The organism is Bacillus sp. SRB_331 (assembly GCF_003264175.1).
Lineage (GTDB): Bacteria > Bacillota > Bacilli > Bacillales > Bacillaceae_G > Bacillus_A > Bacillus_A mycoides.
Genome location: NZ_NADV01000004.1, coordinates 167,702 through 191,232 on the forward strand (window position 1 = coordinate 167,702; position 23,531 = coordinate 191,232).

23 protein-coding genes are annotated in these 23,531 nt (G+C 35.9%); 13 read left to right on the forward strand and 10 right to left on the reverse strand.

Annotated features, from left to right (window positions below; translation table 11 throughout):
* Positions 1–6 precede the first annotated feature (6 nt).
* From B5P42_RS03200 to B5P42_RS03225, 6 genes are all read left to right on the forward strand, one after another.
* The gene (locus tag B5P42_RS03200; protein ID WP_002186420.1) at positions 7–852 is read left to right on the forward strand and encodes a TylF/MycF family methyltransferase; all 846 of its coding nucleotides are present in this window, start codon (positions 7–9) and stop codon (positions 850–852) included.
* Positions 853–1,076: 224 nt separating this feature from the next.
* A complete protein-coding gene (locus B5P42_RS03205; RefSeq protein WP_113733640.1) occupies positions 1,077–1,835 on the forward strand; it encodes a class I SAM-dependent methyltransferase in 759 nt (252 codons plus the stop codon).
* A gap of 6 nt (positions 1,836–1,841) precedes the next feature.
* Complete coding sequence (locus tag B5P42_RS03210) at positions 1,842–2,768, forward strand: glycosyltransferase family 2 protein (RefSeq protein ID WP_002030400.1); 927 nt, start codon at positions 1,842–1,844, stop codon at positions 2,766–2,768.
* Positions 2,769–2,898: 130 nt separating this feature from the next.
* On the forward strand, positions 2,899–4,059 hold the full coding sequence (locus tag B5P42_RS03215) for an FtsW/RodA/SpoVE family cell cycle protein (RefSeq protein ID WP_002030401.1): 1,161 nt from the start codon (positions 2,899–2,901) through the stop codon (positions 4,057–4,059).
* 79 nt (positions 4,060–4,138) lie between these two features.
* Entirely contained in the window at positions 4,139–4,879 is a 741-nt protein-coding gene (gene prpE / locus B5P42_RS03220; protein WP_113733641.1) for a bis(5'-nucleosyl)-tetraphosphatase PrpE, read from the forward strand.
* Positions 4,880–5,102: 223 nt separating this feature from the next.
* Positions 5,103–6,497 (forward strand): peptidase G2 autoproteolytic cleavage domain-containing protein, encoded by a 1,395-nt coding sequence (locus B5P42_RS03225; RefSeq protein WP_088035093.1) that lies wholly within the window; start codon positions 5,103–5,105, stop codon positions 6,495–6,497.
* Between the two features lie 45 nt (positions 6,498–6,542).
* Here B5P42_RS03225 and B5P42_RS03230 read toward each other — a convergent pair whose 3' ends face one another.
* The 4 genes from B5P42_RS03230 to B5P42_RS03245 are packed head-to-tail and all read right to left on the reverse strand — an operon-like array spanning position 6,543 to position 9,308.
* Positions 6,543–7,436 carry an RluA family pseudouridine synthase gene (locus B5P42_RS03230; RefSeq protein WP_002134973.1) on the reverse strand — a complete coding sequence of 298 codons (894 nt, stop codon included), beginning with the start codon at positions 7,434–7,436 and terminating at the stop codon, positions 6,543–6,545.
* Positions 7,437–7,451: 15 nt separating this feature from the next.
* A complete protein-coding gene (locus B5P42_RS03235) occupies positions 7,452–8,249 on the reverse strand; it encodes an NAD kinase (RefSeq protein WP_002011365.1) in 798 nt (265 codons plus the stop codon).
* 18 nt (positions 8,250–8,267) lie between these two features.
* Entirely contained in the window at positions 8,268–8,906 is a 639-nt protein-coding gene (gene yjbM / locus B5P42_RS03240; RefSeq protein WP_002125951.1) for a GTP diphosphokinase, read from the reverse strand.
* Positions 8,907–8,936: 30 nt separating this feature from the next.
* Positions 8,937–9,308, reverse strand: coding sequence for a UPF0738 family protein (locus B5P42_RS03245; RefSeq protein WP_002011362.1), 372 nt, complete (start codon positions 9,306–9,308; stop codon positions 8,937–8,939).
* A gap of 144 nt (positions 9,309–9,452) precedes the next feature.
* Between B5P42_RS03245 and B5P42_RS03250 the strand changes: the two genes are divergently transcribed.
* The 4 genes from B5P42_RS03250 to B5P42_RS31885 all read left to right on the forward strand — a co-directional run bounded on the left by B5P42_RS03250 (position 9,453) and on the right by B5P42_RS31885 (position 11,911).
* Positions 9,453–10,031: a CYTH domain-containing protein gene (locus B5P42_RS03250; RefSeq protein WP_060749442.1), complete on the forward strand. Its 579-nt coding sequence runs from the start codon at positions 9,453–9,455 to the stop codon at positions 10,029–10,031.
* A 185-nt stretch (positions 10,032–10,216) separates the two neighbouring features.
* Positions 10,217–10,615 carry a globin domain-containing protein gene (locus tag B5P42_RS03255; protein ID WP_000043388.1) on the forward strand — a complete coding sequence of 133 codons (399 nt, stop codon included), beginning with the start codon at positions 10,217–10,219 and terminating at the stop codon, positions 10,613–10,615.
* Positions 10,615–11,508 carry a ClpXP adapter SpxH family protein gene (locus tag B5P42_RS03260; protein ID WP_002011359.1) on the forward strand — a complete coding sequence of 298 codons (894 nt, stop codon included), beginning with the start codon at positions 10,615–10,617 and terminating at the stop codon, positions 11,506–11,508. Before B5P42_RS03255 ends, B5P42_RS03260 begins: the two co-directional genes overlap by 1 nt.
* Positions 11,509–11,737: 229 nt before the next feature.
* Entirely contained in the window at positions 11,738–11,911 is a 174-nt protein-coding gene (locus tag B5P42_RS31885; RefSeq protein WP_000748141.1) for a hypothetical protein, read from the forward strand.
* Between the two features lie 133 nt (positions 11,912–12,044).
* Here the strand turns inward: B5P42_RS31885 and pepF are convergent, their stop codons facing one another.
* The 4 genes from pepF to mecA form a co-directional block, all read right to left on the reverse strand.
* Positions 12,045–13,871 carry an oligoendopeptidase F gene (gene pepF, locus B5P42_RS03265; RefSeq protein ID WP_002134970.1) on the reverse strand — a complete coding sequence of 609 codons (1,827 nt, stop codon included), beginning with the start codon at positions 13,869–13,871 and terminating at the stop codon, positions 12,045–12,047.
* A 50-nt stretch (positions 13,872–13,921) separates the two neighbouring features.
* Entirely contained in the window at positions 13,922–15,157 is a 1,236-nt protein-coding gene (locus B5P42_RS03270; protein WP_113733642.1) for a competence protein CoiA, read from the reverse strand.
* A 91-nt stretch (positions 15,158–15,248) separates the two neighbouring features.
* A complete protein-coding gene (locus B5P42_RS03275; protein ID WP_002064255.1) occupies positions 15,249–16,793 on the reverse strand; it encodes a cardiolipin synthase in 1,545 nt (514 codons plus the stop codon).
* Between the two features lie 72 nt (positions 16,794–16,865).
* Entirely contained in the window at positions 16,866–17,549 is a 684-nt protein-coding gene (gene mecA, locus B5P42_RS03280; protein ID WP_002011351.1) for an adaptor protein MecA, read from the reverse strand.
* Between the two features lie 436 nt (positions 17,550–17,985).
* Between mecA and B5P42_RS03285 the strand changes: the two genes are divergently transcribed.
* Positions 17,986–18,660 (forward strand): TerC family protein, encoded by a 675-nt coding sequence (locus B5P42_RS03285; RefSeq protein WP_002030376.1) that lies wholly within the window; start codon positions 17,986–17,988, stop codon positions 18,658–18,660.
* Positions 18,661–18,710: 50 nt separating this feature from the next.
* Here B5P42_RS03285 and spx read toward each other — a convergent pair whose 3' ends face one another.
* Positions 18,711–19,106 (reverse strand): transcriptional regulator Spx, encoded by a 396-nt coding sequence (spx, locus tag B5P42_RS03290; RefSeq protein ID WP_002011348.1) that lies wholly within the window; start codon positions 19,104–19,106, stop codon positions 18,711–18,713.
* Positions 19,107–19,686: 580 nt separating this feature from the next.
* Between spx and B5P42_RS03300 the strand changes: the two genes are divergently transcribed.
* Entirely contained in the window at positions 19,687–19,890 is a 204-nt protein-coding gene (locus B5P42_RS03300) for a hypothetical protein (RefSeq protein ID WP_000559981.1), read from the forward strand.
* A gap of 30 nt (positions 19,891–19,920) precedes the next feature.
* Here B5P42_RS03300 and B5P42_RS03305 read toward each other — a convergent pair whose 3' ends face one another.
* A complete protein-coding gene (locus B5P42_RS03305) occupies positions 19,921–21,567 on the reverse strand; it encodes a peptide ABC transporter substrate-binding protein (protein WP_113733643.1) in 1,647 nt (548 codons plus the stop codon).
* Between the two features lie 354 nt (positions 21,568–21,921).
* Here B5P42_RS03305 and B5P42_RS03310 point away from each other — a divergent pair, with 354 nt between their 5' ends.
* Positions 21,922–23,367 (forward strand): MATE family efflux transporter, encoded by a 1,446-nt coding sequence (locus tag B5P42_RS03310; protein ID WP_002166144.1) that lies wholly within the window; start codon positions 21,922–21,924, stop codon positions 23,365–23,367.
* The last annotated feature ends 164 nt before the right edge of the window (positions 23,368–23,531 follow it).

The window sequence follows — 23,531 nt, forward strand, 5'->3', positions numbered from 1 at the left end:
ACAAATATGGAAAATAAATTTGCTGTTCAGCTTTATCTCGAGTTGTTAAAGAAAACAATTTTATTTGAAATATGGCTAGAGTATGAGCCATATTTACCTGCTTCATTACATATTTCTAAGGAACTTCCATATGAACCAGTTACCGTACCACTTCCTTTATTCATTAAGCAATATGCTGAAAACCATAACTTGAAAATTGTGAAACCAGATGTTTTAAAAAGTGAACGTCAAGATGGGATGGATTGGCCAAGAGCAGCACACAGTATGATCGGCCGGGAACGAATGAATCAATTACATGAAGCACTAGAAACAGTTGTCCGTGAAAATATAGAAGGTGATTTTATTGAAACAGGTGTGTGGCGCGGGGGATCGTGCATTTTTATGAATGGTTTTTTACAGGCAAATAACATTACTGATCGTAATGTGTGGGTTGCAGATTCATTTGAAGGTTTGCCAACACCGAATTTAGAACACTATCCGAAAGATTACGGAGATTATTTACACTCTTTCGATTACTTACGCGTTTCTTTAGAACAAGTACAAGAGAATTTTAGAAAATATGATTTATTAAATGATCAAGTAAAATTTTTAAAAGGCTGGTTTAAAGATACTTTACCAACAGCACCAATAGAAAAAATTGCAATTGCACGCCTTGACGGTGATATGTACGAATCCACAATGGATGGTCTCGTGAACTTATACGATAAAGTTTCTAAGGGCGGCTATATTATTATTGATGACTATGGACTACCAGCTTGTGCAGAGGCCGTGACAGACTTTAGAAATCAAAGAAACTTAAAAGCTCCTATTACTAAAATTGATGTATTCGGGGTTTATTGGCGAAAAGAATAGGGCGAAACTTTATTCAGTTAGGGTTTCTCCATCTCACACTAATTATTAGCCTTCGCCAATAGCATGATAAATAAAAACAAAAGCTCCCATTACTATTTCCAGTTGTTCTAGGGAGCTTTTTACATATCGCAACAGTTCTAATATCGTTTCCCCTCCCACTATAAAATGTTAGCTGCATATTAAAAATGTTGGTTCCCTATTTACTACAAGGAAGGAGTGAAATTATGAGCGAGCTTGAAAAAAAAATCGCATTAATCCCACCTCCCGAACTCGTCCAATATGTAGGTGGCGACTTTCAAAAGGTTGGAAAAGAATTCATAAAGCATTTTATTCAAATTGGTAGTTTAAAATCCAATGAAACAGTGTTAGATGTAGGTTGTGGTGTCGGTCGAATGGCGGTTCCATTAATGAATTACTTAGGTGATGATGGAGCTTATTATGGATTTGATTTATTTAAAGATGGCATTACATGGTGCAAAAATAATATTTCAACTGCCCGTAGCAATTTCCATTTTGAACACGTTGATATATATAATCAATTCTACAACCCAGAAGGAAAAGAAGATGCTTCTCAATACAAATTTCCATATGAAGACGATTCATTCGATTTTATTTTTTTAACTTCTGTATTTACCCATCTTCTTCCGAAAGAATTAGAACATTACGTATCTGAGATTGTACGTGTTCTAAAAAAAGATGGGAGATGTTTTATTACCTTCTTTCTCATTAACCCTGAATCATCCTATTACTTAAATTCTGGGCTAAGTACATTAGGTTTTTATCATCAAATTGAAAATTGTTATGTTGTGAATAAAGATATTCCTAATTTCGCAGTTGCCTATCCTGAAGAAGATATCCGCACCTTATTAAATAAACATGGCTTAGAGGTAATTAATAAACCGTATTATGGTTTATGGTGCGGCAGAAATGAGTATACAAGTTATCAAGATATCGTTCTTACAAAAAAAGCTTCTGAAAGGTAGTTTCGTATGAATAATAAAAAAAAGTCACCTCTCGTTTCCATCCTTATTCCCACTTATAATCGACCACATTATTTCAAAATTGCTCTAGAAAGTGCATTAGCACAAACTTATCCAAACATTGAAATTATTATAGGAGACGATAGTACAAATGATGAAACAGAAATCTTAATAAATGAACAGTATTTACCTAATTATAAAAACATAACATACATTCGAAATACCACTACTTTAGGACAATTTCATAACGATCTTATGCTCTTAGAGAAATCTAATGGGGAGTATATAAATTTTTTAATGGACGATGATGTGTTTTATAATCATAAAATACAAAAAATGATGGCTTATTTTGAGCAAGACACAAATAAAAATCTCGCTCTTATAACTTCTTATCGAGTACGTATTGATGATCACGGGAATTTAATTGGAGATGCTCATCCAACACAAAGATTATATAGCGAAGACATTCAATTAAACGGAATATTTTTAGGCGACTGGATGTTAAAAGGTGGACATAACATTATCGGTGAGCCTACAACTATTCTGTTTAGAAAACAGTTACTCACTGAACCTTTCGGCACGCTAAAAGGAAGGCACTATTCTTGTAGTGTCGATATGGCATCATGGATTTCCTTACTTTCTAAAGGAGACGCAGTATACATATCCGAACCTTTAAGCCAATTTCGCTACCATACTGGGCAACAAATACACAGCAAGCTCCTTGAAGGATCTGAGGATTTTACGCACCTCGTTATAACTTCAAAAGAATACGGATTTTTACAAGATAATACAGATTATAGACTAGGTCTAATTAGCGCTTATAAATGGTGTAAAGGTTCCTTAGAATATTATAGCCAGTTACCAAACCTCATTCCAGATGCACATGTACGTCTTTCCCATTGTTTGGACATAATTATAAAAGAGCTACATCATTAGTCTATTCTGCGAAAATAAAATGTGTGAGCTTTACGTGAATAATGCGTATAGTTCATACATTCTTTTTAAACTATGTGATGCACCAACTAAAACCCACTAATATAGAGAGCAGTAGAAAGGAATTCATACAGTGAAAGATCCGAACACTCAATATCAAATAGACTACATATTAATATTCATTTTATTTGCCATTGGGATTGTTAGCTGCTTTGCTATCGCAAGTGCACAAGCTTCTTTACCACCATTTTTACAAAACGTAAATTTTGTATTAAAACAAATCCAATGGTATGCCATTGGATTTATCGCCATTGGTGTTATTATGGTTATTGATTTCGATCGCTATAAACAAATTGCTTGGTATTTATATAGCTTTGCACTCATACTTCTAATTGGCCTAGAACTTCAAGTTCCTGGCGCCGTTACAATTAAAGGGGCTACCGCGTGGTACAGACTCCCAGGCATCGGAAACTTTCAGCCTTCTGAAATTATGAAATTATTTTTGATTATCGTCGTTGGACGAATTATAGCGAATCATAATGAAAAATACCTTTTTCGGACAACTCGCGAAGATTTCATTTTACTTTTAAAAATATTTGCAGCTAGTTTACCTCCACTACTTCTAATCGCAAAAGAACCTGATTTAGGAAACACAATGGTCATTTCAGCGATGCTTGCAACAATGGTTTTAGTTTCTGGTATACGTTGGCGCTTTATCCTCGGATTAACCTCCGGTATTTTCGCCATAGGCTCTACCTTAACATATATTTATTTCACGCATACAGAGTTCTTTAAAGAGCACATTCTAAAAGAATATCAATTAAATCGCTTCTATGGTTGGCTTGCACCTTATGAATATGACGCACAAGGATATCAATTAAGACAAGCATTTTTAGCTACTGGATCAGGAGAGATGCAAGGAAAAGGATGGGAAAATAGACAAGTATATTTTCCAGAGCCACATACAGATTTTATTTTTACAAATATCGCTGAACAATTCGGTTTTTTAGGAGCAAGTGTTATTATTTCATTTTTTTTCTTACTCATTTATCGAATGATCCATATCGCTTTAGAAAGCAATGAACCTTTCGGTAGTTATATTTGCGCTGGTACAATTGGAATGTTTACGTTCCAAGTATTCCAAAATATTGGGATGACAATTGGTTTACTCCCTATTACAGGAATAACGTTACCGCTTATGAGCTACGGCGGGAGTTCACTGCTCACATATATGGTTGCTATTGGATTTATTTTAAACGTACGCTCAAGAACTAAAATCTTTATGTTTAAATGAACCATATCGAAAAACGGTATGGTTTTTTTCTATGTCCATTTTAGATATACTAATGAAAAAATGAGCTGGAGGTTTAAATATGAAATATGACATTATAGGTGATATTCACGGATGCTTCCAAGAGTTTCAAGATTTAACAACGAAACTAGGGTATAGCTGGGATAGTGGTATCCCAATTCATAACGCAAAACGAAGGCTTGCATTCGTTGGTGATATTACAGACCGAGGTCCTCATTCATTACGGATGATTGAAATTGTATGGGAGCTCGTAATAAATAGAAAAAATGCTTATTATGCTCCAGGGAATCACTGTAATAAACTGTATCGTTTCTTCCTTGGACGTAATGTTACAATCGCTCATGGGCTCGAAACAACTGTTGCAGAATATGAAGCATTGCCTTCTAATAAGCAACAAATAATAAAAGAAAAATTCATTACTCTTTACGAACAATCACCGCTATATCACATACTGGATGAAAAAAAATTAACCGTCTGTCACGCTGGTATTCGGCAAGATTACATAGGAAGACAAGATAAAAAAGTAGAAACCTTTGTATTATATGGTGATATTACAGGTGAAAAACACCCTGACGGCTCACCTGTCCGCCAAGATTGGGCGAAAGAGTATAAGGGTGAAACATGGATTGTTTATGGACATACACCTGTCAATGAACCTCGCTTTGTGAATCATACAGTCAATATTGATACTGGTGCTGTATTTGGTGGTAAACTAACTGGACTACGTTACCCTGAGTTGGAGACCGTTTCTGTCCCTTCTTCCCTACCTTTTGTCCCTGAAAAGTTCCGCCCAATTTCATAAAGTGAAACTTTAATCAGTGGGGGTTTTGTTCATCCCCCACTGATTATTAGCCCGCACCAATCGGGATAAATACCTCTACTTAATACAATTCACGATTTGCAGAGGATCATGGTGTTTTCTAGACATATTCCACACTAAAACTAGATAAAGCAATTAAAAAAAGATGCAATAAAGTGCATCTTTTTTTAATTGCACGGCATATACTGTCGCAGGAGGTGACGGAATGAAGAAAAAATCTTCTAAACAAAAAAGAAAATTCCACCCTTTATACCATCCCATGTATGGAATTAACAACTGGTGCAGTATTCGAGCTGCAGCTATAGAAGAAATAGAAGAACAAGAGTCATCAAAAAAAAGCAAACCGAGAGAAACATATGTCTCTTTAGAAAATGCTGTTATGAGGCGAATTATAGATAGCAGGAAAATAAAAGCAAAACAAAAAAAGAAGCTCGCTTCTAATAATGATGAACCTGTGCTTAATTCGGAAAAGATACAAGAAAATATAGAAGAAAACATTCCTGCAGCAATAAAGGAAAAAGTACAACCAGAAATTCCAGCTACTATTATAAATCAAGTAAAAAAAATAAAAGAAGCATTAATCTCGGGCAACGATGTACAAATAGAAAGATCCGCCCCTATTCAGGCTCCTGTACCTACACCTATAAAAAAAGAAAATAACAAAGGAGCTCGTCACGCATATAAAGAAGGACTTCACTCTAAAGCTGATGGAATCGCTTCACATGCAGAAGGGCTTCTTACACATGCAACGGGTCCCTTTTCTCATGCAGAAGGGACAAAAACAAAGGCAACTGGACATAGTTCGCATAGCGAAGGAAGTGAAACGACAGCAGGCGGCTCTTATTCTCATGCAGAAGGAAAACATGCAATTGCTTTGGGCGAAGCAGCACATGCAGAAGGAACCGCAACTATCGCTAACGGATTCTCATCTCATGCGGAAGGAAATCATACATCAACAGCTAATTTTGCAGGCAGCCATATTATGGGTAAATTTGGTACAGCAGAAGAAGCTTATTCCTGGTTTATCGCAAATGGGACAAATGACACTGATTATAATATAGGTGCCAAATGGCTTGCCCATAACGGAGAAATGTATATCGATGGTGCTTCTTACAATGCAGGTGGTACTGATTTTGCACAAATGTTTGAGGCAGCAGATCATAGCCCTATTGATATCGGCTATTTCATTACATTTAGTAGCGAAGAAAAAATTCGAAAAGCTACTTCAAATGATTCATTCATATTAGGAATATCTAGCGCTACCCCCGCTCTCATAGGAAATAGCGGTGCTTTAAGTTGGGCAAAGCGTTATAAAACAGATAGCTTCGGAAAACGCCAATATACACGTACTGATACGCAAGAAATACAGCCACTTTTAAATACAGAATGGGATCCAGCTTGCAAATATATATCGAGACGAAATCGCACCGAGTGGCTTCCTGTCGGATTAATTGGACAAATGTTAGTACGTGATGACGGCACTTGCGAAACACACGGATATTGTCGTCCAAATGATGACGGCATTGCCACGAAAGCTGAAAGTGGCTTTTTCGTTATAAAACGTACTGGTGAAAATCAAATTTTAATATTATTTCGCTAAAAAAAGGGAACAAAATTCTTTTTATGATAAGAATTTTGTTCCCTTTTAATTGTTATGTAAAGCGTATTGCATATCCTCTGGGATACTTACGGTAAAAGTCATTCCCTTTTCTAAAATAGGATGATAAAACGTCAAAGATGTACTATGCAGCGCTTGACGTTTTATCACATCTCTTCGGCCACCGTATAGATCATCCCCAAGTAGCGGATGTCCTATATATGCCATATGTACACGAATTTGATGTGTTCTTCCCGTCTCGAGCTCAAGCGCTACATGCGTCTTATCGGAAGAACTCTCCATCACTCTAAAATGAGTAACAGCTCTTTGACCATCTTCACAGACAGTTCGCTCGATAATACTATCCGCTTTTCGTCCGATTGGCGCGTCAATCGTTCCTACTTCTTCTAAAATAGTCCCATGAACGATTGCCTCATACGTTCGTTTCACCCCTTTTTGTTGATGCTGCTTCGATAAAAGGTGGTGAACGAATCTATTTTTCGCAATTAACATAAGCCCTGAAGTATCACGGTCTAACCTCGTCACAATGTGCACCGTACTTGCAAGATTTTGTTTATCATAATGATATAAAAGAGCGTTTGCAATACTTCCTGACGGGTGCTCCCTAGACGGAATCGTCGACATATTTGCTTCTTTATTTATAACAAGAACCGCATCATCTTCATATACGATACATAAAGGGATCTCTTCCACTTCCATCCCTTCACTTCTTTCCTCCACTGGAAAAAAGATTTGTAACTCTTCACCAGCTTGTAACTTGTGACGAACACTTGTGTGTTGACCGTTTACTTCAATTGCTCCCCCGCGGAACTTTATATCCGTTAAAGCAGCTTTCGAAATCCCTTTTGTTTTCAAAAATTCTCTAACTAAAGTTCCCTCTTCAGCCAGCCCTATATCCCATTTCAATGTAAATCTGTTCAAATATATAAACCCTCTCTATTTATCTGCAACAAACGAGTCACGAACACGTTTCCAGAATGGGAACGGACGGAAACGAACAAATCGTACTTTCTCGTTTGCAACGCGATACTGAATTGATTTCACATCTTGATGAACCATCGTCAAATGATCCACGGTAATTTGCATGTTCATTCCTGCAGCCGGCTTTAAAACGCATGTATGATGCTTCGGCAGTACGAGCGGCGAACCTACCGTACGAAATACACGATTGTTGATAGATGCCATTTCTGCAATTTGAATCGCTTCAATAGAAGGGTGAATAATTGCTCCGCCAAGCGCCTTATTATACGCGGTACTTCCTGAAGGAGTAGAAATACAAAGACCATCTCCGCGAAACGTTTCGAAATACTCTCCGCGTATTTCCACTTCTGTTACTAATGTACCTTCTGCACTTTTTACAGTCGCTTCATTCATCGCCAAATACTGTGACTCTTTACTACCATTCACATAGCGAATAATCACTTCTAAAAGTGGATATTCAACCACTTGGAACGGTGTTTTAGCGATTGCAATCACCAACTTCTCTACTTCCGTCGGTAACCAATCTGCATAGAAACCTAAATGCCCTGTATGTACACCAACAAATGCGGTTTCATCTAATCGATTATAGTAACGATGGAATGCATATAAAAGCGTTCCATCTCCCCCAACAGAAATTACAATATCAGGTTCCTTTTCATCCATTGTAAACCCAAAATCTAACAAGTATTCTTTCATTGTACTTGCTAGTGTATCTGATGATTGATCTCCCTTTGACATAATTGTAAATTTCATCGCCCAACACCCTTTAGTTTATGATTCAGAATCTTTCGTTTCCTGCTTTCGTGAAAAGACCTTTTGCGCTTCTTGAATTTCAAGACGAATGGAAGACATTTCTTCATCTAATAAAAACGCCGCTTCCGCTGCACGTTGTAAGCGTATTTTAATATCTTCAGGAAAACGTCCACTATATTTGTAATTTAAAGAATGCTCAATCGTTGCCCAAAAATTCATTGCTAACGTGCGAATTTGAATTTCAACTAACACTTTTTTCTCCCCCTGTATCGTTTGAACAGGATAACTAATGACAACGTGGTAAGAGCGATAGCCGCTATCTTTCTTTTGCGTTACATAATCACGTTCTTCTACAATGTCAAAATCATTTCGTTTTCGAAGATATTCTACAACAGGCTTAATCTCATCTACGAATTGACACATCATTCGAAGGCCCGCGATGTCCTGCATATCTTCTCTAATTCGGTCTAGCGGTACATTTCTCTTCTCCGCTTTATCAATAATACTTGCAACCGACTTTACCCTTCCTGTTACAAACTCAATTGGAGAATGCTCCGTTAACATTGCAAATTGAGTACGCATTCCTTTTAGTTTCACTTTCAGCTCCGCCACCGCTTGGTGATACGGTGCTAAAAATTCTTCCCAATTACGATTCATTTCAACCACCACCAAAATCAATCCATTTGCTTATAGAAACACTTTTTCTACAGCAGTTACTAGTTCTTCTCCGTAATTTGCATTACCTTCAATATTTTCAACTAAATATTCTACTTCTTCTTTTAATCCTTCTAATTCTATTTCAACATCATTCACGCGAATAAACATCGCTGTATCTTTATTCATCGCTTCATGCATTGCTTCCCAGCATGTATGCGGAATACTTACATAAATGAAAGATGATTCATTTTCTAAGATATATAAAAATGATAAATTGTCTGAGTCTACAAGTACGTGATTACGCGCACTTAACTCCTTTACCTCTATTTCAGTATTTTCCGCACAAAAAATAAGCGCATTCTCTCTCGTTTCTACGCTCTTAACTTGAATTTTATTTTGCATACTCGAACTCCTCCATCTCAACTTCCTGTCTTACTTAACAGTATTATTGTATCATAACATGGACGCAAACAAATAAAACATTGAACCAAATTTGCGAAAAAGCGATAATGTGGAAAGAATTATTTTTCAAAAGGAGCGCATACAATGACACAAGAAATTGAAATTGAATTTAAAAATATGGTTACAGAGGAAGAATTCCAAACATTATGCAAATCTTTTTCTATTGAAGCATTTACAAAACAAGTAAATCACTACTTTGAAACGCCTCACTTCTCTTTAAAAGATGCAGGCTCTGCACTTCGTATTCGTCATAAAGATGGAACTTATACATTAACATTAAAACAACCTGCTGAAATTGGTTTATTAGAAACCCATCAATCTATAACAGAAAAAGAAGCACAACTTATGATGGAAACAAACACAATCATTCAAGGAACTGTAATGGATCAGCTACACAAATTACAAATTCCCGTTTCCTCTTTAACTTATATGGGTAGTTTAACAACAGAAAGAGCTGAAATATTATTTGAAGGCGGAACGCTTGTCTTTGATCATAGTTTCTATTACAATCACGATGATTATGAAATTGAATACGAAGTGCAAGATGAAAAGACCGGTAAAGCAGCATTTATAAGGTTATTAAAGCAACATAACGTACCAGTTCGTCATACAAACAACAAAGTAAAACGCTTTTTCCTTGCCAAACAAAACGAAGAGCGCTAAAGTAAAATTTCCATCAGTGAAGAAGAGCTGTACTTACGGCTACATTTCACCTTTTTGAAAAGCAAAAGATTTATTAGCAACATATAGAATAAGCAAAGAATGTTATGAAGGCTGTTTAGTTGCTCTTCATAACATTCCATTGCTACAATAGATATACATTTCATGGAAAAAGGAGTTTATAAAGGATGAGCAAGCAACCGATGACACCATTTGAAGCAATTGGCGGTGAACAATGCATTGCAACATTAGTGGATACATTTTATTCCTATGTCAGTGAACACCCTGACTTATCTCCGATCTTCCCGGATGATTTAACAGAAACTGCTAGGAAGCAGAAACAATTTTTAACACAATATTTAGGTGGTCCTAATTTATACACTGAAGAACATGGGCATCCTATGCTAAGAGCACGCCATCTTCCGTTTGAGATTACTCCAAAACGCGCAGAAGCTTGGCTGTCATGTATGGAGCAAGCAATGGATGATACAGGAGTGCACGGTCATATAAGAGAGTTTGTTTTTGAACGTTTAGCATTAACTGCTCAACATATGGTCAATACTCCAAATGAAACAGGTGAAGTGTAATGGATAAGCAGGAAGCAAAGCATATAAATATGCCTTCTCCTTCCACATGCGAGCATAAATCTGTAGAAGCATATTTATTTATTGATCCACTTTGTAAAGATTGCTGGGATATCGAGCCATTTATTATTAAACTATGGCTTGAGTATGGGAAATACTTCTCTATTCGTCATATAGTAACAGGAAAAGTGGACGGGGCAAACGCTTCCTCACACAAATGGAATAAACCTGCTAATATTCGATTTGTGTGGGAAAAGACAACAAGTTTACAAGGTTTTTCATGTGATGGAAAAGTACATATGCAAGAGGCGTCGTCAACACCGTATTTAGTTTCGATGGCAATTAAGGCGGCGGAGTTGCAAGGCCGAAAAGCAGGTTCGAAGTTTTTGCGAAAACTCCAAGAATACATTTTTCTTGAAAATGTATCAAACCCTGACTGTGAGTTATTGCTTACATGTGCTAAAGATAGTGGCATTGATGTAGAGGAATTTAAAAAAGACCTACACTCAGTTAGCGCAAAAAAAGCTTTCCAATGCGACCTAAAATTCACAAATGAGATGCATATTACAGAAATACCTTCCCTCCTATTTTTTCATGCAAATTCAGATGAGGAAGGTATTAAAATCACAGGGATTTATTCCTATGATGTATACGTACAGCTATTAAAAGAACTGGTAAAATGCGAAATTGAGCCAGAACCATTACCTCCTTTAGAAGTATTACTAGAAGCAACACAATTTATTTCTTCAAAGGAAATCTCATTTATATATGACTGCCCTCAGCAAGAAATAGAGCGTGAACTAAAAAAATTACAACTAAAACGAAAAGTACAAATGATTGAAGTGAAGTGCGAGCGTTATTGGAAATGGATAGCAAAAGAAAAAGACCTGGTGTAAACACCAGGTCTTTTTCTTTACGGCTTATAAAAATATTAAAGGGGATGGGAGAAATTTTCACGTTCAAACAAAGGGGTATATGTTTGTATGTGAATTCGTTCACGCTTATTATATTACAAGATTCGACGTCAGATGACAACCCCTTTTGTCGAATTTCACATTTTTGTCACATTCTAAACGTTTTCATTCTTGAATAAGCTATAAAAAAAGCAATTTAGGAGGTTTCCTTATGAAAAAATCTCATATTTTTCTTATCTTTCTATGTGTTATTGTTTCTTTTTTCTTGTATATCCTCTCTCTATTACAAGCTTTCCCTAAAATTATTGCCTTTCCTCTTTTATTCGGAGTTATCGTCATCGCTGTCTCTTATTTCAACTATAGAAAACGATTTAAAGGATTTTAATTACAAAAATCAACTGTAAAACTGCCTTCTAATTTAGAAAAAGTAAGGAAATCCTCCTTATTTTATCGACAAATATCGACAAAAAACATTTTCAAACAAAAAAGACGAGGATAAAATTCCTCGTCTTTTCTCATTACTTTTCTTCAAATAATAACGCTTCTAATTCATTTAATTTCTCTTCAAATACTTGAAGTGCCTCTTTCACTGGTTCAGGAGATGCCATATCAACTCCTGCTTTTTTCAACACTTCAATTGGATAATCGGAGCTTCCCGCTTTTAAGAATTCGTTAATGTAACGTTCTACTGCTGGTTGCCCTTCTTCTAAAATTTGTTTAGATAACGCAGTCGCTGCACTAAATCCTGTTGCGTATTGATATACGTAATAGTTGTAATAGAAGTGCGGAATACGAGACCATTCTAAACCGATTTCTTTATCGATTACTAAAGCATCCCCGAAATATTTCTTATTTAAATCGTAGTAGATCTCCGTTAACATATCTGGCGTAACCGCATGTCCTTCTTGTACTTTTTTATGAATGATATGCTCGAACTCTGCAAACATTGTTTGACGGAATACAGTACCACGGAATCCTTCTAAATAATGATTTAATAAATATAGACGCTCTTTTTTATCTTCTGTCGTTTTTAATAAATAATCATTTAGAAGCGCTTCATTACAAGTTGATGCTACCTCTGCAACGAAGATTGAATAATCACCGTATACGTGTGGCTGTGTCTTTCTTGTGTAATAACTATGCACCGAATGACCAAACTCATGAGCAAGTGTATATAAATTATTTACATTATCATGCCAGTTCATTAAAATATACGGATTTGTTCCGTATGCACCAGATGAATATGCTCCGCTTCGTTTGCCTTTATTCTCGTACACATCTACCCAGCGATTTTCATATGCTTCTTTTAAAATTTCAACATATTCATCACCAAGTACGTTTAAAGATTTTAATAACAGGTCTTGCGCTTCTTCATACTTCACATTCATTTTCACTTCTTGTACAAGTGGTGTATATAAATCGTACATATGAAGCTCATCAAGTCCTAGTGCACGCTTACGAATATCAATGTAACGGTGTAATAAATGTAAGTTGTCATTTACCGTTTCAACGAGTTGATCGTATACTGCTTCAGGAATATTATTATTGCTTAATGCTGCTTGGCGAGCAGAGTCATATTTACGAATACGTGCATTGAAATTATTACGTTTCACTGCCCCGCTTAACGTACTTGCAAATGTGTTCTTAAATTTCCCATACGTTTCAAATACAGCTTTGAATGCATCTTCGCGAACACGACGATCATCACTTTCTAAAAACTGAATGTAACGGCCATGTGTTATTTCTACCTCTTCTCCATCCTCACCTTTAATAGATGGGAATTTCAAATCCGCATTATTCAACATACCGAATGTATTACTTGATGCACTCATCACTTCAGATGCTTCTGCTAATAACGCTTCCTCTGCCTCAGATAATACGTGCGGGCGTTGACGTGTAATTTCTTCTAATGCATGCTCATATACACTTAGTTCTCGATTTTCTTGTAAGAATGTTTGCAATGTATCTTCTGAAATAGATAAAATTTCAGGTACGATATACGCTGTGCTACTAGATACTTGTGAGTATAAATTTGTTGCGCGATCATTCAGTGCTTGATACACAGAGTTTGTTGTATCTTGATCGTAACGCATATGTGCATATGTATATAGCTTACCTAATCGCATTGAAATTTCATCTTCATATTGCAATGCCTCAAGCAAATTGTCTGCAGAGTCGCCAAGCTTCCCTTTAAATTCAGTTAACTTTGGCAATAGCTCTTTAATAGCTTGGAATTCTTTTTCCCATTCTGCATCTGTTTGGAAAATATCTTCTAATCGCCATGTGCTTGCTTCTTCAATCTCATTGCGATCTGGTAATGTTTTTGCTTTATTTTGTTCAGACATTCTGTAAGCCCTCCTTTAAATATCTCTACTTAAGTACAATTCTGTTTTTCTTATGTAATTCCTTCACGTTCATTCTTTATTATATCCCCTTTTTCTTCTCTCATGTTGAACTTTGTCTCAAATAGAGATAGCGCATAAGTTAGGCAAATCTCATCATATTTCCTAACTTCCTCCTCCGCCTGTAACATAACTATATTCCTCATTTTTCGGTACGTATAAGTCCCTACTTTATGCAACACGCCTACAAAACATAAAAAAGTCATATATTCAGTAACCGCTACTTTCCATATATGTTGTGAAAAGTACGGAAGTAAGCGCATTTCCGTATTTTTTTTTACATAACTACACACATATTGAAGGGAAATACACTTCCCTACCGCAAGCTCACCTATACACTTCATGTATAGAAAAGCTTGCCATGTAAATGGATTTGTTTGAAAAGCAAACGCGGATGGGAGCGGAACACCGATTTCAGAAGGAAAGCTCGCTGGGGTACATTTATATTGATATAAGAGGCGGAGTAGTGACTTATGATTATAATTCCAGATAGATAGAGCGTTTTGCCGAAAATGGTTCTTTTTTCTCTTCCATTCTTGTCCTAATACCTCTTTTTGGAAAGGAACAGAGGAAAAGAGCATGTCAACAGTAGTCGTATCAGTTGGTAAATAAATAGTATGTGAGAAAGAGACATTTGTAGAAAACGGAGTGATAAATGCGCATTTCATAAACGATTTTTGTTTCGGACAGAAGAAAATAAGAAATGGCTGAGGATAAGATTGTAAGGAGAAAGCCAGAAGTGAGGAAAATTTCATCCAATATGCAGATTGCTTTTTTAATTGATTTCCACCAATGATCCAGATGACCTGTATACCAGCTTGCCAATACGAGTATGTTCGTTTAGAAAGCTGTTCTATGGAGAGATTGGCGCATTGATATTCAATCGCAATTTCCCTACCTGCTCTCTCTACGAAAACATCTGGTCTTTGCTGGATTTTTGGAAGGTAATGCTCTATATCCACATGAAAATTTTGACGTTTCAACCATCTATATAACAATTCTTTACCGTGCATATGATACATAGATTCTGCTTCATAAAAGGTAAGACATGAATCCACTTTCTTATGAGCAAAATGCCAGCTCTTTTGTGTTCCTAATTTCATTTGCACTTCTTTTCCGCAAGCTGTACAAAAGAATTTTTCTCGTTTACGCATTTCGCGTAAACGTTCTTCATCCCGGTTATATAATAGATGAATTTTCTCTCCGTTTTCTCTCCTTGCAATAAACATCCACCATCACACCCTTTCAACTTCTTGTATTCTACAATTTACTACAAATTCCTCTCAAAAAAAGAGATGTCCTAAATTAGGACATCTCTTTCTATAATAAAGGTGATAATAACCGATACGTCGATTCAACAATCCGCCTATGAAGACGTCTCTTGTGAAATCGGTCAACATGAATTTCACTGGATTCTTCTAAATCGTCTTTAAAATCTTGAACGAGCTTTCGAATGCTACCTGTATCATATAAAAAGGCATTTACTTCAAAGTTTAAATGAAAACTTCTCATATCCATATTAGCTGTCCCAATTGATGCGAGATCAGAATCCACGATGACAACTTTACTATGAAGAAAACCTTTTTCATATTCATATATTTTTACTCCTGCATCTAATAACTCCGGAAAGTACGATCTTGATGCATAAAAGACAGTCCGCTTATCTGGCTTACTTGGCATTAACAAACGAACATCAATACCAGCAAGTGCAGCTACTTTTAATGCAGATAAAATATCATCATCTGGGATAAAGTATGGTGTTGCAATCCAAATCGATTTCCTAGCTGAAGCAATCATTGCAAAATATAAATGTTTAATTGTTTCCCATTTATTATCCGGTCCACCTCCAACAAGTTGGACTCCGCCCCAATGATCACCCTCAACTGCTTCCGCTTGTAAATATTCAGGTGCTAATACCGCCTCACCAGTCATATAAAACCAGTCTTGAAGGAAAATTAGCTGTAAACTTTGCACTGCTTCACCGCGTAAATATAAATGCGTGTCTCGCCAAAAACCGAAATATTTATCCTTCCCTAAATACTCATCACCAATATTTAATCCACCTACAAACCCTTCATTTCCATCTATAATAACGATTTTCCGGTGGTTTCGATAATTAATTTTATCGTTTAAAATTGGAAAGCGCACAGGGAAAAATGGAATCATTTCTACTCCTGCATCATTCAATTCTTCAATATACGAATTTGATAATTTAAAGCTTCCAACCGCGTCGTATAAAAAACGAACGACAACGCCTTCTTTTGATTTTTTTATTAAAATATCTTTAATTTCTGTACCGAGCTTGTCATCACGCACAATGTAATACTCCATATGAATGTGGTGTTTCGCTCGATTTAACCCATCTAAAATTGCCTGAAACGTTTCGTCTCCATTTGTTAATGTCCTCGTTTCAGTTTGAAATGAAATATTTAAAGCACCTAGTCGATCTGCTAAACGAAATAACAATTCTTGATGCTTATGATTTCGTAAAATCCGTTCTTCGTAATCTTCGTGTCCCTTATATTGTAAAAACGCCTGTTCATCGAGTAATGCCTTCTTTTGGAACATTCTTTTTCTACGAAAATTTTGTCCAAATAAAAGATAAGCAAAGAAACCGAACACCGGAAAAATACCTAGTACGATTAACCACGTAAGTGTTTTAGACGGATGGCGGTTTTCTAAGAAAATAACACATCCAATTAAAAATGCGGAAACCGTAAATAAAATACTAATAATACCTAAAATAGAAACATCCTTTATCCCAATGACATCCGAATAAAATGCTACATCAATAAACATGCGTAATGAAACAAATAATGCGAACAATAGTAGAAAAAAGAAAAGTAGTTTTAACGTGTTTTTCATCTCTTACCTCCTTACTAAGAAAGCCTTCCTATTCTTCATAAAAAAAGCCGATTTCATACTATAGAAATCGGCCTACATTTTAGGAGGGAAATTGTTGCGAATTGTCTCAAGCGCACGCTCTTTCACAACCTGTTTCCCATACTCACTTACACGGTGAATCGTTAAAGTAGATTCTTCTCCATATTCTAAAACAATACTTAAAATACGATCAATTTCTTCTTCATCATGTAGCACTTCATCGAATTCCACATATACATAATATCGGTCCTCAAATGAATGTAATTCATCTTTTATATCTTCAAAGATAAGACGATGACTTAATGAAATAACATCTTCAAAATCATTAAACTTAATTAAAAAGCCAAACGTACCATCTTCATTAAAGTTTGTTCCTACTTGTTCTTCTACCTCTTCCACTAATTCTTGCTGGAATAATGATTCGATGCCTTCATCTAGAGGAATGTCTATAATTTTGTCTACACCTATTGGTAGTTCCAGCTTTTGTCCATCCTTTGAAAGCTCCGCTTTCGTTACAAGTACTTCAATCCCTTTATCGACTGCTTGCACTTGGATCCATAACGGCCCATCGATAAAGAAATCATCATGATCACGAGCTTCGTCCATCATCTCCCAAAAGAGCTCTTCACTTCGTTCGCGATCATACCAAATTTCTTCACGATTAAACCCTCTGTCCTCTATATCAATGTACGTAATAAAAAATTTCATCGTATGGTCATTAATTCTTTCAATATCCAAAATACAACGCTCCCTTCCTGCTTAGAATTGTTATGAAGGGATTCCCCACTCATATGACAAAACAATAGATTCTTGTACTCTCATTTTATGATAAGATTCTCCAGAAGGGAAATAAAATCGATTTATTTTACAAAAATAGTTATATACCTATCTGTATTCGACTTTTTACATAAAGTGAAACAATAATCAGTATTTTTTTCATCCTCCACTGATTATTAGCTCGCACCAATCGGAATAAATATACCATTATACCAATTCACTGCTCGCAAAAAATTTGGACATACATTCCCATATTCCCTCGTACACTGTAATAAAGTGAAACTTCTATTAGAGGTGATTATTTTGTCCCTGGGAGCGCGGGATCAAAACTAGACAAACTTTCTTCACCACATACATATATTTCGCTTATTAAAACATCATAAATGGAGGCAGACGAATGGACTTAGAGTTTTTAACATCTGTACTACTGATTGTCGGTATCGATGTTGTACTAGGTGGCGATAACGCAATTGTCATCGCACTAGCTAGCCGAAATTTACCTGAAGCAAAACGAAATAAAGCCATTTTGATTGGTACTATGTTAGCAATTGTGCTACGAATTCTCCTCACGATACTAGCTGTCTATTTACTTGATATCCCATTTTTACAACTCACCGGCGGAATTTTACTCACATTAATTGCGGTCAATTTACTCACTGATAATAACAACGATCTTTCTTCTATCAAAGGAAAAACGACTTTATTCCAAGCTGTGCGTACAATTGTATTCGCGGATCTCGTTATGGGGTTTGACAATGTTATTGCCATTGCCGGAGCAGCTCACGGAAGACTTTCACTCGTAATTATCGGTTTATTCATTTCTATCCCGATTATCATTTGGGGAAGCAAACTTATTTTAATACTCATGGAACGCTTTCCATTTCTCATTTATTGCGGAGCAGCAGTTCTCGCCTATACAGCAGGAAAAATGATTACACATGAAGACAGACTTGCAACGTTTTTTCATCATAATCCTAGTTTTGCCACAAGTATCCCTTATTTGTTCATTTTCACCATTTTATGCATAGGCTTTATCGTTCAACAAGTGCGATTACGTAATGTTAAACAGTAAAAAAAAACCTTCTACTCTATAATAGGTAGAAGGTTTTCATATTATTATAATTAATTTACAAGACGCTGTGCTTCACGTAATTGGAACGTTCTTACTGTACGTGGTAAGAAACGACGGATTTCATCTTCGTTGTAGCCTACTTGAAGGCGTTTTTCGTCAATCATAATTGGACGACGTAAAATACCTGGATAGTCACGAATCATCTTATATAAATCTTGAAGTGGTAAAGACTCTAAGTTCACATTCAATTCTTGGAAAACTTTTGAACGAGTAGAAATAATCTCATCCGTTCCGCTTTCTGTCATACGTAAAATCTCTTTAATCTCATCAATCGTTAATGGATCTGAGAAAATATTACGTTCTGTATAAGGAATATGATTTTCCTCTAGCCATAATTTCGCCTTTCTACAAGACGTACAGCTTGGAGAACTATATAATGTTACCATACAAAGCTCACTCTCCTTAAAGAGTACAAATTCTGTACTAATTACAGTTTAAATTTCTAACTTCCGCAATTTTTCGCGATAACTTGTCTTATAGCAAAGTAAAAAATCGCAATTCATGTAAGCAACAATAATTACTTTTAATAAGTAACTTCTATAATCATTATACAATAGTTTTTGCAAGAAATATACAGTGAATTTACTGCTAGTTGAGAAAATTTCTCCGTGTACTCCACTGCTATGCAACATGATTATACTCAGTAAAACTGTCCTTTAACAACGGTCTTCAACCCTTTTGATACTTACTTTCTACAATAATCTTCACTTGATATACAATTACAGTTTCATAATCTTCCCCATTAAAAAGAGAGCGTTTTCTTACCTTTTCCCAACAAAACAATTGAGAAATGTAAGACTCTAAAGGTTAGAAACAAAAAGGAACATTTGTTCTTATTTTAACAAATCTCCCCGCTCGTGTCTATATGCTTTCTAAAGCAAATCGAATATTTTTCTGACATTTCTTTCTTTTTTACCATTTATCTCATACAATAAAAATACAGACAGACAAAGGGGGAATTTGCATATGATCGCTTTTTTTACTGATTTTATCATTGTTGCTACCCTCATCATCGGAATAACAGCATTGATTGGTGTCATTACAAATAGCATCGGTGAAAAACTCTTTGGTGGGAAAGAAAAAATGAAGTTTGTTAACAAAAGTTTAGATGTACAATCTGGCTGGAACCAAGTTGGCGGAAAAGGCATTTATAAAAAACGTACGTACTAAAAAAAGCAGGTAATTACCTGCTTTTTTTTGTTATTTTCCTACTGATGCCCATTTGAAGCTTACTTCGCCACCATACTTATGGTTGTACATATCTTTAATTGTTTCTCTTTGTAAATATGCTCTACCACGTTGATATACTGGAACAATCGCAGCGTCATCAAGTAACATTTTTTCTGCTTCAAGTAAGTTTTTCCAACGAGCATTTACGTCGCTTCCATCTTTCTTCGCTTTCATAATAATCTCATCGTACTTCGGATTAGAATACTTCATTTTATTTTGTGCCCCATCAGTTACGAACATATCAAGATATGTAACTGGATCTGGGAAGTCTGCACTCCATCCAGAGAATGACATTACAAAGTCGCCCGCATCTTCTAATTTTAGTTTTTGCGCGAATGGTTGTTGTTTAATTTTCACTGTTAAACCTGGTAAATTCTTTTCTAACTCACCTTTTAAATATTCACCAGTTTTCTTCGATAATTCAACGTCTTCATTTAATAGCTCTAATTCAATTTCGTTTTTACCAAGCTCTTTTTTACCAGCTTCCCAATACTTTTTCGCTTCTTTTACATTTGGTTTTACAATATCTCCATTTTCAACACGGAAATCTTTTTTATCCGGTCCTTTAATGAAATTGTCAGGAATTAATCCCGTCGCTGGCTTAGAACCGTTATTTAATAATGTATCAACGAATGGTTTACGGTCAAAACCAAGAGAAATTGCTTTACGAATATTTTTATTTGCTAAAGCTGGGTCTTTTTGATTTAAGCGAAGGAAGAATACAGATGTATCTTCTACCGTTTTGAAATCTGGTTTTCCTTTATATTTATCGATGAACTCTGCTAATAACGTCGCTCGATCGACTGCGTTTGTTTCATATAAATTAATTGGCGTAGACGTATCTTTTACAATATTAAAGTTTACTTCCTCAAGCTTCACTTCTTTATTGTCCCAATATGATGAGCTCTTTGTCATTTTGAAGCTACGTTCATGTTGCCAATCACTTAATGTAAATGGTCCGTTATAAAGTGTTGTATTTGCTTCTAAACCAAACTTCGTCCCTTGCTCTTTCACATACTTTTCATTAACAGGATAGAAGATCGGATAGACCATTAAATCAACAAGATATGGAATAGAATTATCTAATTCTACTTCTAGTGTATGATCATCAATCGCTTTTACACCTAATTGGTCTGGACTCATCTCTTTTTTATTAATTTTCTCAGCATTTTTTATATCGTACATAATGTAAGCCGATTTCGCAGCTGTATCTGGATTAATTGCTCTTTGCCATGCATACACGAAATCTTTCGCCGTTACAGGTTCACCATTTGACCATTTTGCATCTTCACGTAATTTAAATATATACTTTTTACCGTCTTCTGACTTTTGGAATTCCTTCGCTACACCTGGAACTAATTTATCGTCTTTCCCAAGGCGGTATAGGCCTTCCATCGTATTGTTCATTACTTTTGAAGAAACTGCATCAGCTGATAACGCTGGGTCCATCGTTGGAATTTCTTGTGTTTCAATTAAGTTAATAACTTGCTTCGCACCGCTTTTCCCGCTATCCCCTTTTGCGTTCGCTTGCGGTTCATCTTTTTGGTAGCCACATGCCCCTAAAATCATGCTCATTGCTACTGTTGATGCTACAAAAACTGGTATCTTTTTTTTCATACTTCCACCCTCCAAAAAAAATGTTAGCCCTTTCATTTTCAAACAGAAAGAAATATATATATGTTCTAATAATTCATATTATACACATAAATATATTCTTTGTATATTTATATTTCTATTTTATTAAAATTTTCTGTTAACACCACGTGCATTTGTAAACGCTTCACACTGCGTTTTTATTGAACTAAAGTGTTAAAAATGAAGGTTTTTATACTTTTCTAAATTATCAGAGAAAAACAAATTTTATATTCCATAATATCTTACGCATAATTATTCCTCCTTTTTTGTCATAAAATGAAGGTTTATTCATATTGAAAATATGTAGGCTAAAATAAGTGCAAAGGATATGAAAGTGTGTTACGATACACTTTGCTAAAAATAGATATCGGTAAAGAGGGGACGGACATGACAGCAATTCGCTCAAAAAACGGGCCAACAGAGAAATTAAGTTTATTCTTATTAACATGGCCTATTTTTCTAGAAGTTTTTCTTTTTATGCTGATGGGGATCGCTGATACTTTCATGTTAAGTGCATTATCAGACGATGCTGTATCTGGGGTTGGTGCAGCGAATCAATACCTTCATATCGCGATTTTAGTACTAGAAGTCATAGGGAATGGTGCAGCTATCGTTGTATCCCAATACCTCGGTTCTAAACGCTTTATGGAAGCATCAAAAATATCAGCATTAGCCGTCACATTAAATTTAGTGGTCGGACTCATTATAAGCGCTGGTTTTCTTTTATTTTCAAAACATATGATGATGGCAATGAATTTACAAGGCGATGTACTAACTTATGCACAAAGCTATCTATCCATCGTCGGAGGAGCTATTTTCCTTCAAGCTATTATTAACTCATTAGCCGCAATTATCCGCGTTCACGGCTTTACAAAGCAAGCGATGTTTGTTTCGCTTGGAATGAATATTATTCATATCGCCGGAAACTACGTACTTATTTTCGGGAAATTCGGTTTCCCTGAACTTGGTGTGCAAGGGGCCGCGATTTCTTCCGCTGTCAGCCGGTTAATCGCACTTATCGTTTTCTTCTGGTTACTGTACCGCGTTATGGAATACCGTGTGAAATTACAATATTACTTCACTTTATCAAAAGAATACGTTGGCAAAATTTTAAAGATCGGCATTCCATCTGCATTCGAACAAGTCATGTATCAAGCTTGTCAAATTGTCTTCTTATATTACGCAACATACTTAGGTACGGAATCGTTAGCTGCAAGACAATACGCTACTAACATTTCCATGTTCACTTATTTATTCGCCATTGCTATCGGTATGGGAACAGCTATTATCGTTGGACGCCTAGTTGGCGGAAATGAAAAGGATGAAGCTTACACACGCGTATGGAAAAGTGTACAATGGGCGATTGGTGTAACTTTATTTATGGTCATGCTCGTTGTTACATTCCGCACACAATTAATGGGACTATTTACGGATAATCCTCATATTATCGCTCTAGGGGCAAGCGTTCTTTTACTAAGTGTACTACTTGAAACAGGACGGACGATGAACATCGTCATCATTAATTCACTTCGTGCAGCTGGCGATGCAAAATATCCTGTTTTAATCGGCGCATTCTCCATGGTGTTAATGAGCTTACCACTCGGTTACTTTTTCGCCTTCCATTTAGACATGGGGCTCGTTGGTATTTGGCTAGCGATTGCTATCGACGAATGGACGCGAGCAATTATTATGTTCTTCCGCTGGAGAAGTAGATCGTGGGAAAATTATGCACTTGTTAAACCAAATGAGCAAGATGAGAGTGTTTCTGTTCAAGCGCAGTAAAATAAAAGTGTTTCTAAATGAAGAAAAAGGCGGCTGGATTTCAGTCGCCTTTTCTTCATTCTTGGAAACTCTTAATTTGCTGTCTTTAAACAGAAAAAGAACTTGGATAAAATCTCTTTATACTAAATTAAGTTTAATTAGTATAAAAAAATAGAGCCATCCTT

Bases quoted from the DNA above. Each gene is read 5' to 3' on its own strand.
- B5P42_RS03200 (WP_002186420.1), top strand. From the start codon at position 7: ATGGAAAATAAATTTGCTGTTCAGCTTTATCTCGAGTTGTTAAAGAAA.
- B5P42_RS03205 (WP_113733640.1), top strand. From the start codon at position 1,077: ATGAGCGAGCTTGAAAAAAAAATCGCATTAATCCCACCTCCCGAACTC.
- B5P42_RS03210 (WP_002030400.1), top strand. From the start codon at position 1,842: ATGAATAATAAAAAAAAGTCACCTCTCGTTTCCATCCTTATTCCCACT.
- prpE (WP_113733641.1), top strand. From the start codon at position 4,139: ATGAAATATGACATTATAGGTGATATTCACGGATGCTTCCAAGAGTTT.
- B5P42_RS03225 (WP_088035093.1), top strand. From the start codon at position 5,103: ATGAAGAAAAAATCTTCTAAACAAAAAAGAAAATTCCACCCTTTATAC.
- B5P42_RS03235 (WP_002011365.1), bottom strand. From the start codon at position 8,249: ATGAAATTTACAATTATGTCAAAGGGAGATCAATCATCAGATACACTA.
- yjbM (WP_002125951.1), bottom strand. From the start codon at position 8,906: ATGAATCGTAATTGGGAAGAATTTTTAGCACCGTATCACCAAGCGGTG.
- B5P42_RS03245 (WP_002011362.1), bottom strand. From the start codon at position 9,308: ATGCAAAATAAAATTCAAGTTAAGAGCGTAGAAACGAGAGAGAATGCG.
- B5P42_RS03250 (WP_060749442.1), top strand. From the start codon at position 9,453: ATGACACAAGAAATTGAAATTGAATTTAAAAATATGGTTACAGAGGAA.
- B5P42_RS03255 (WP_000043388.1), top strand. From the start codon at position 10,217: ATGAGCAAGCAACCGATGACACCATTTGAAGCAATTGGCGGTGAACAA.
- B5P42_RS03260 (WP_002011359.1), top strand. From the start codon at position 10,615: ATGGATAAGCAGGAAGCAAAGCATATAAATATGCCTTCTCCTTCCACA.
- B5P42_RS31885 (WP_000748141.1), top strand. From the start codon at position 11,738: ATGAAAAAATCTCATATTTTTCTTATCTTTCTATGTGTTATTGTTTCT.
- pepF (WP_002134970.1), bottom strand. From the start codon at position 13,871: ATGTCTGAACAAAATAAAGCAAAAACATTACCAGATCGCAATGAGATT.
- B5P42_RS03270 (WP_113733642.1), bottom strand. From the start codon at position 15,157: ATGTTTATTGCAAGGAGAGAAAACGGAGAGAAAATTCATCTATTATAT.
- B5P42_RS03275 (WP_002064255.1), bottom strand. From the start codon at position 16,793: ATGAAAAACACGTTAAAACTACTTTTCTTTTTTCTACTATTGTTCGCA.
- B5P42_RS03285 (WP_002030376.1), top strand. From the start codon at position 17,986: ATGGACTTAGAGTTTTTAACATCTGTACTACTGATTGTCGGTATCGAT.
- spx (WP_002011348.1), bottom strand. From the start codon at position 19,106: ATGGTAACATTATATAGTTCTCCAAGCTGTACGTCTTGTAGAAAGGCG.
- B5P42_RS03300 (WP_000559981.1), top strand. From the start codon at position 19,687: ATGATCGCTTTTTTTACTGATTTTATCATTGTTGCTACCCTCATCATC.
- B5P42_RS03305 (WP_113733643.1), bottom strand. From the start codon at position 21,567: ATGAAAAAAAAGATACCAGTTTTTGTAGCATCAACAGTAGCAATGAGC.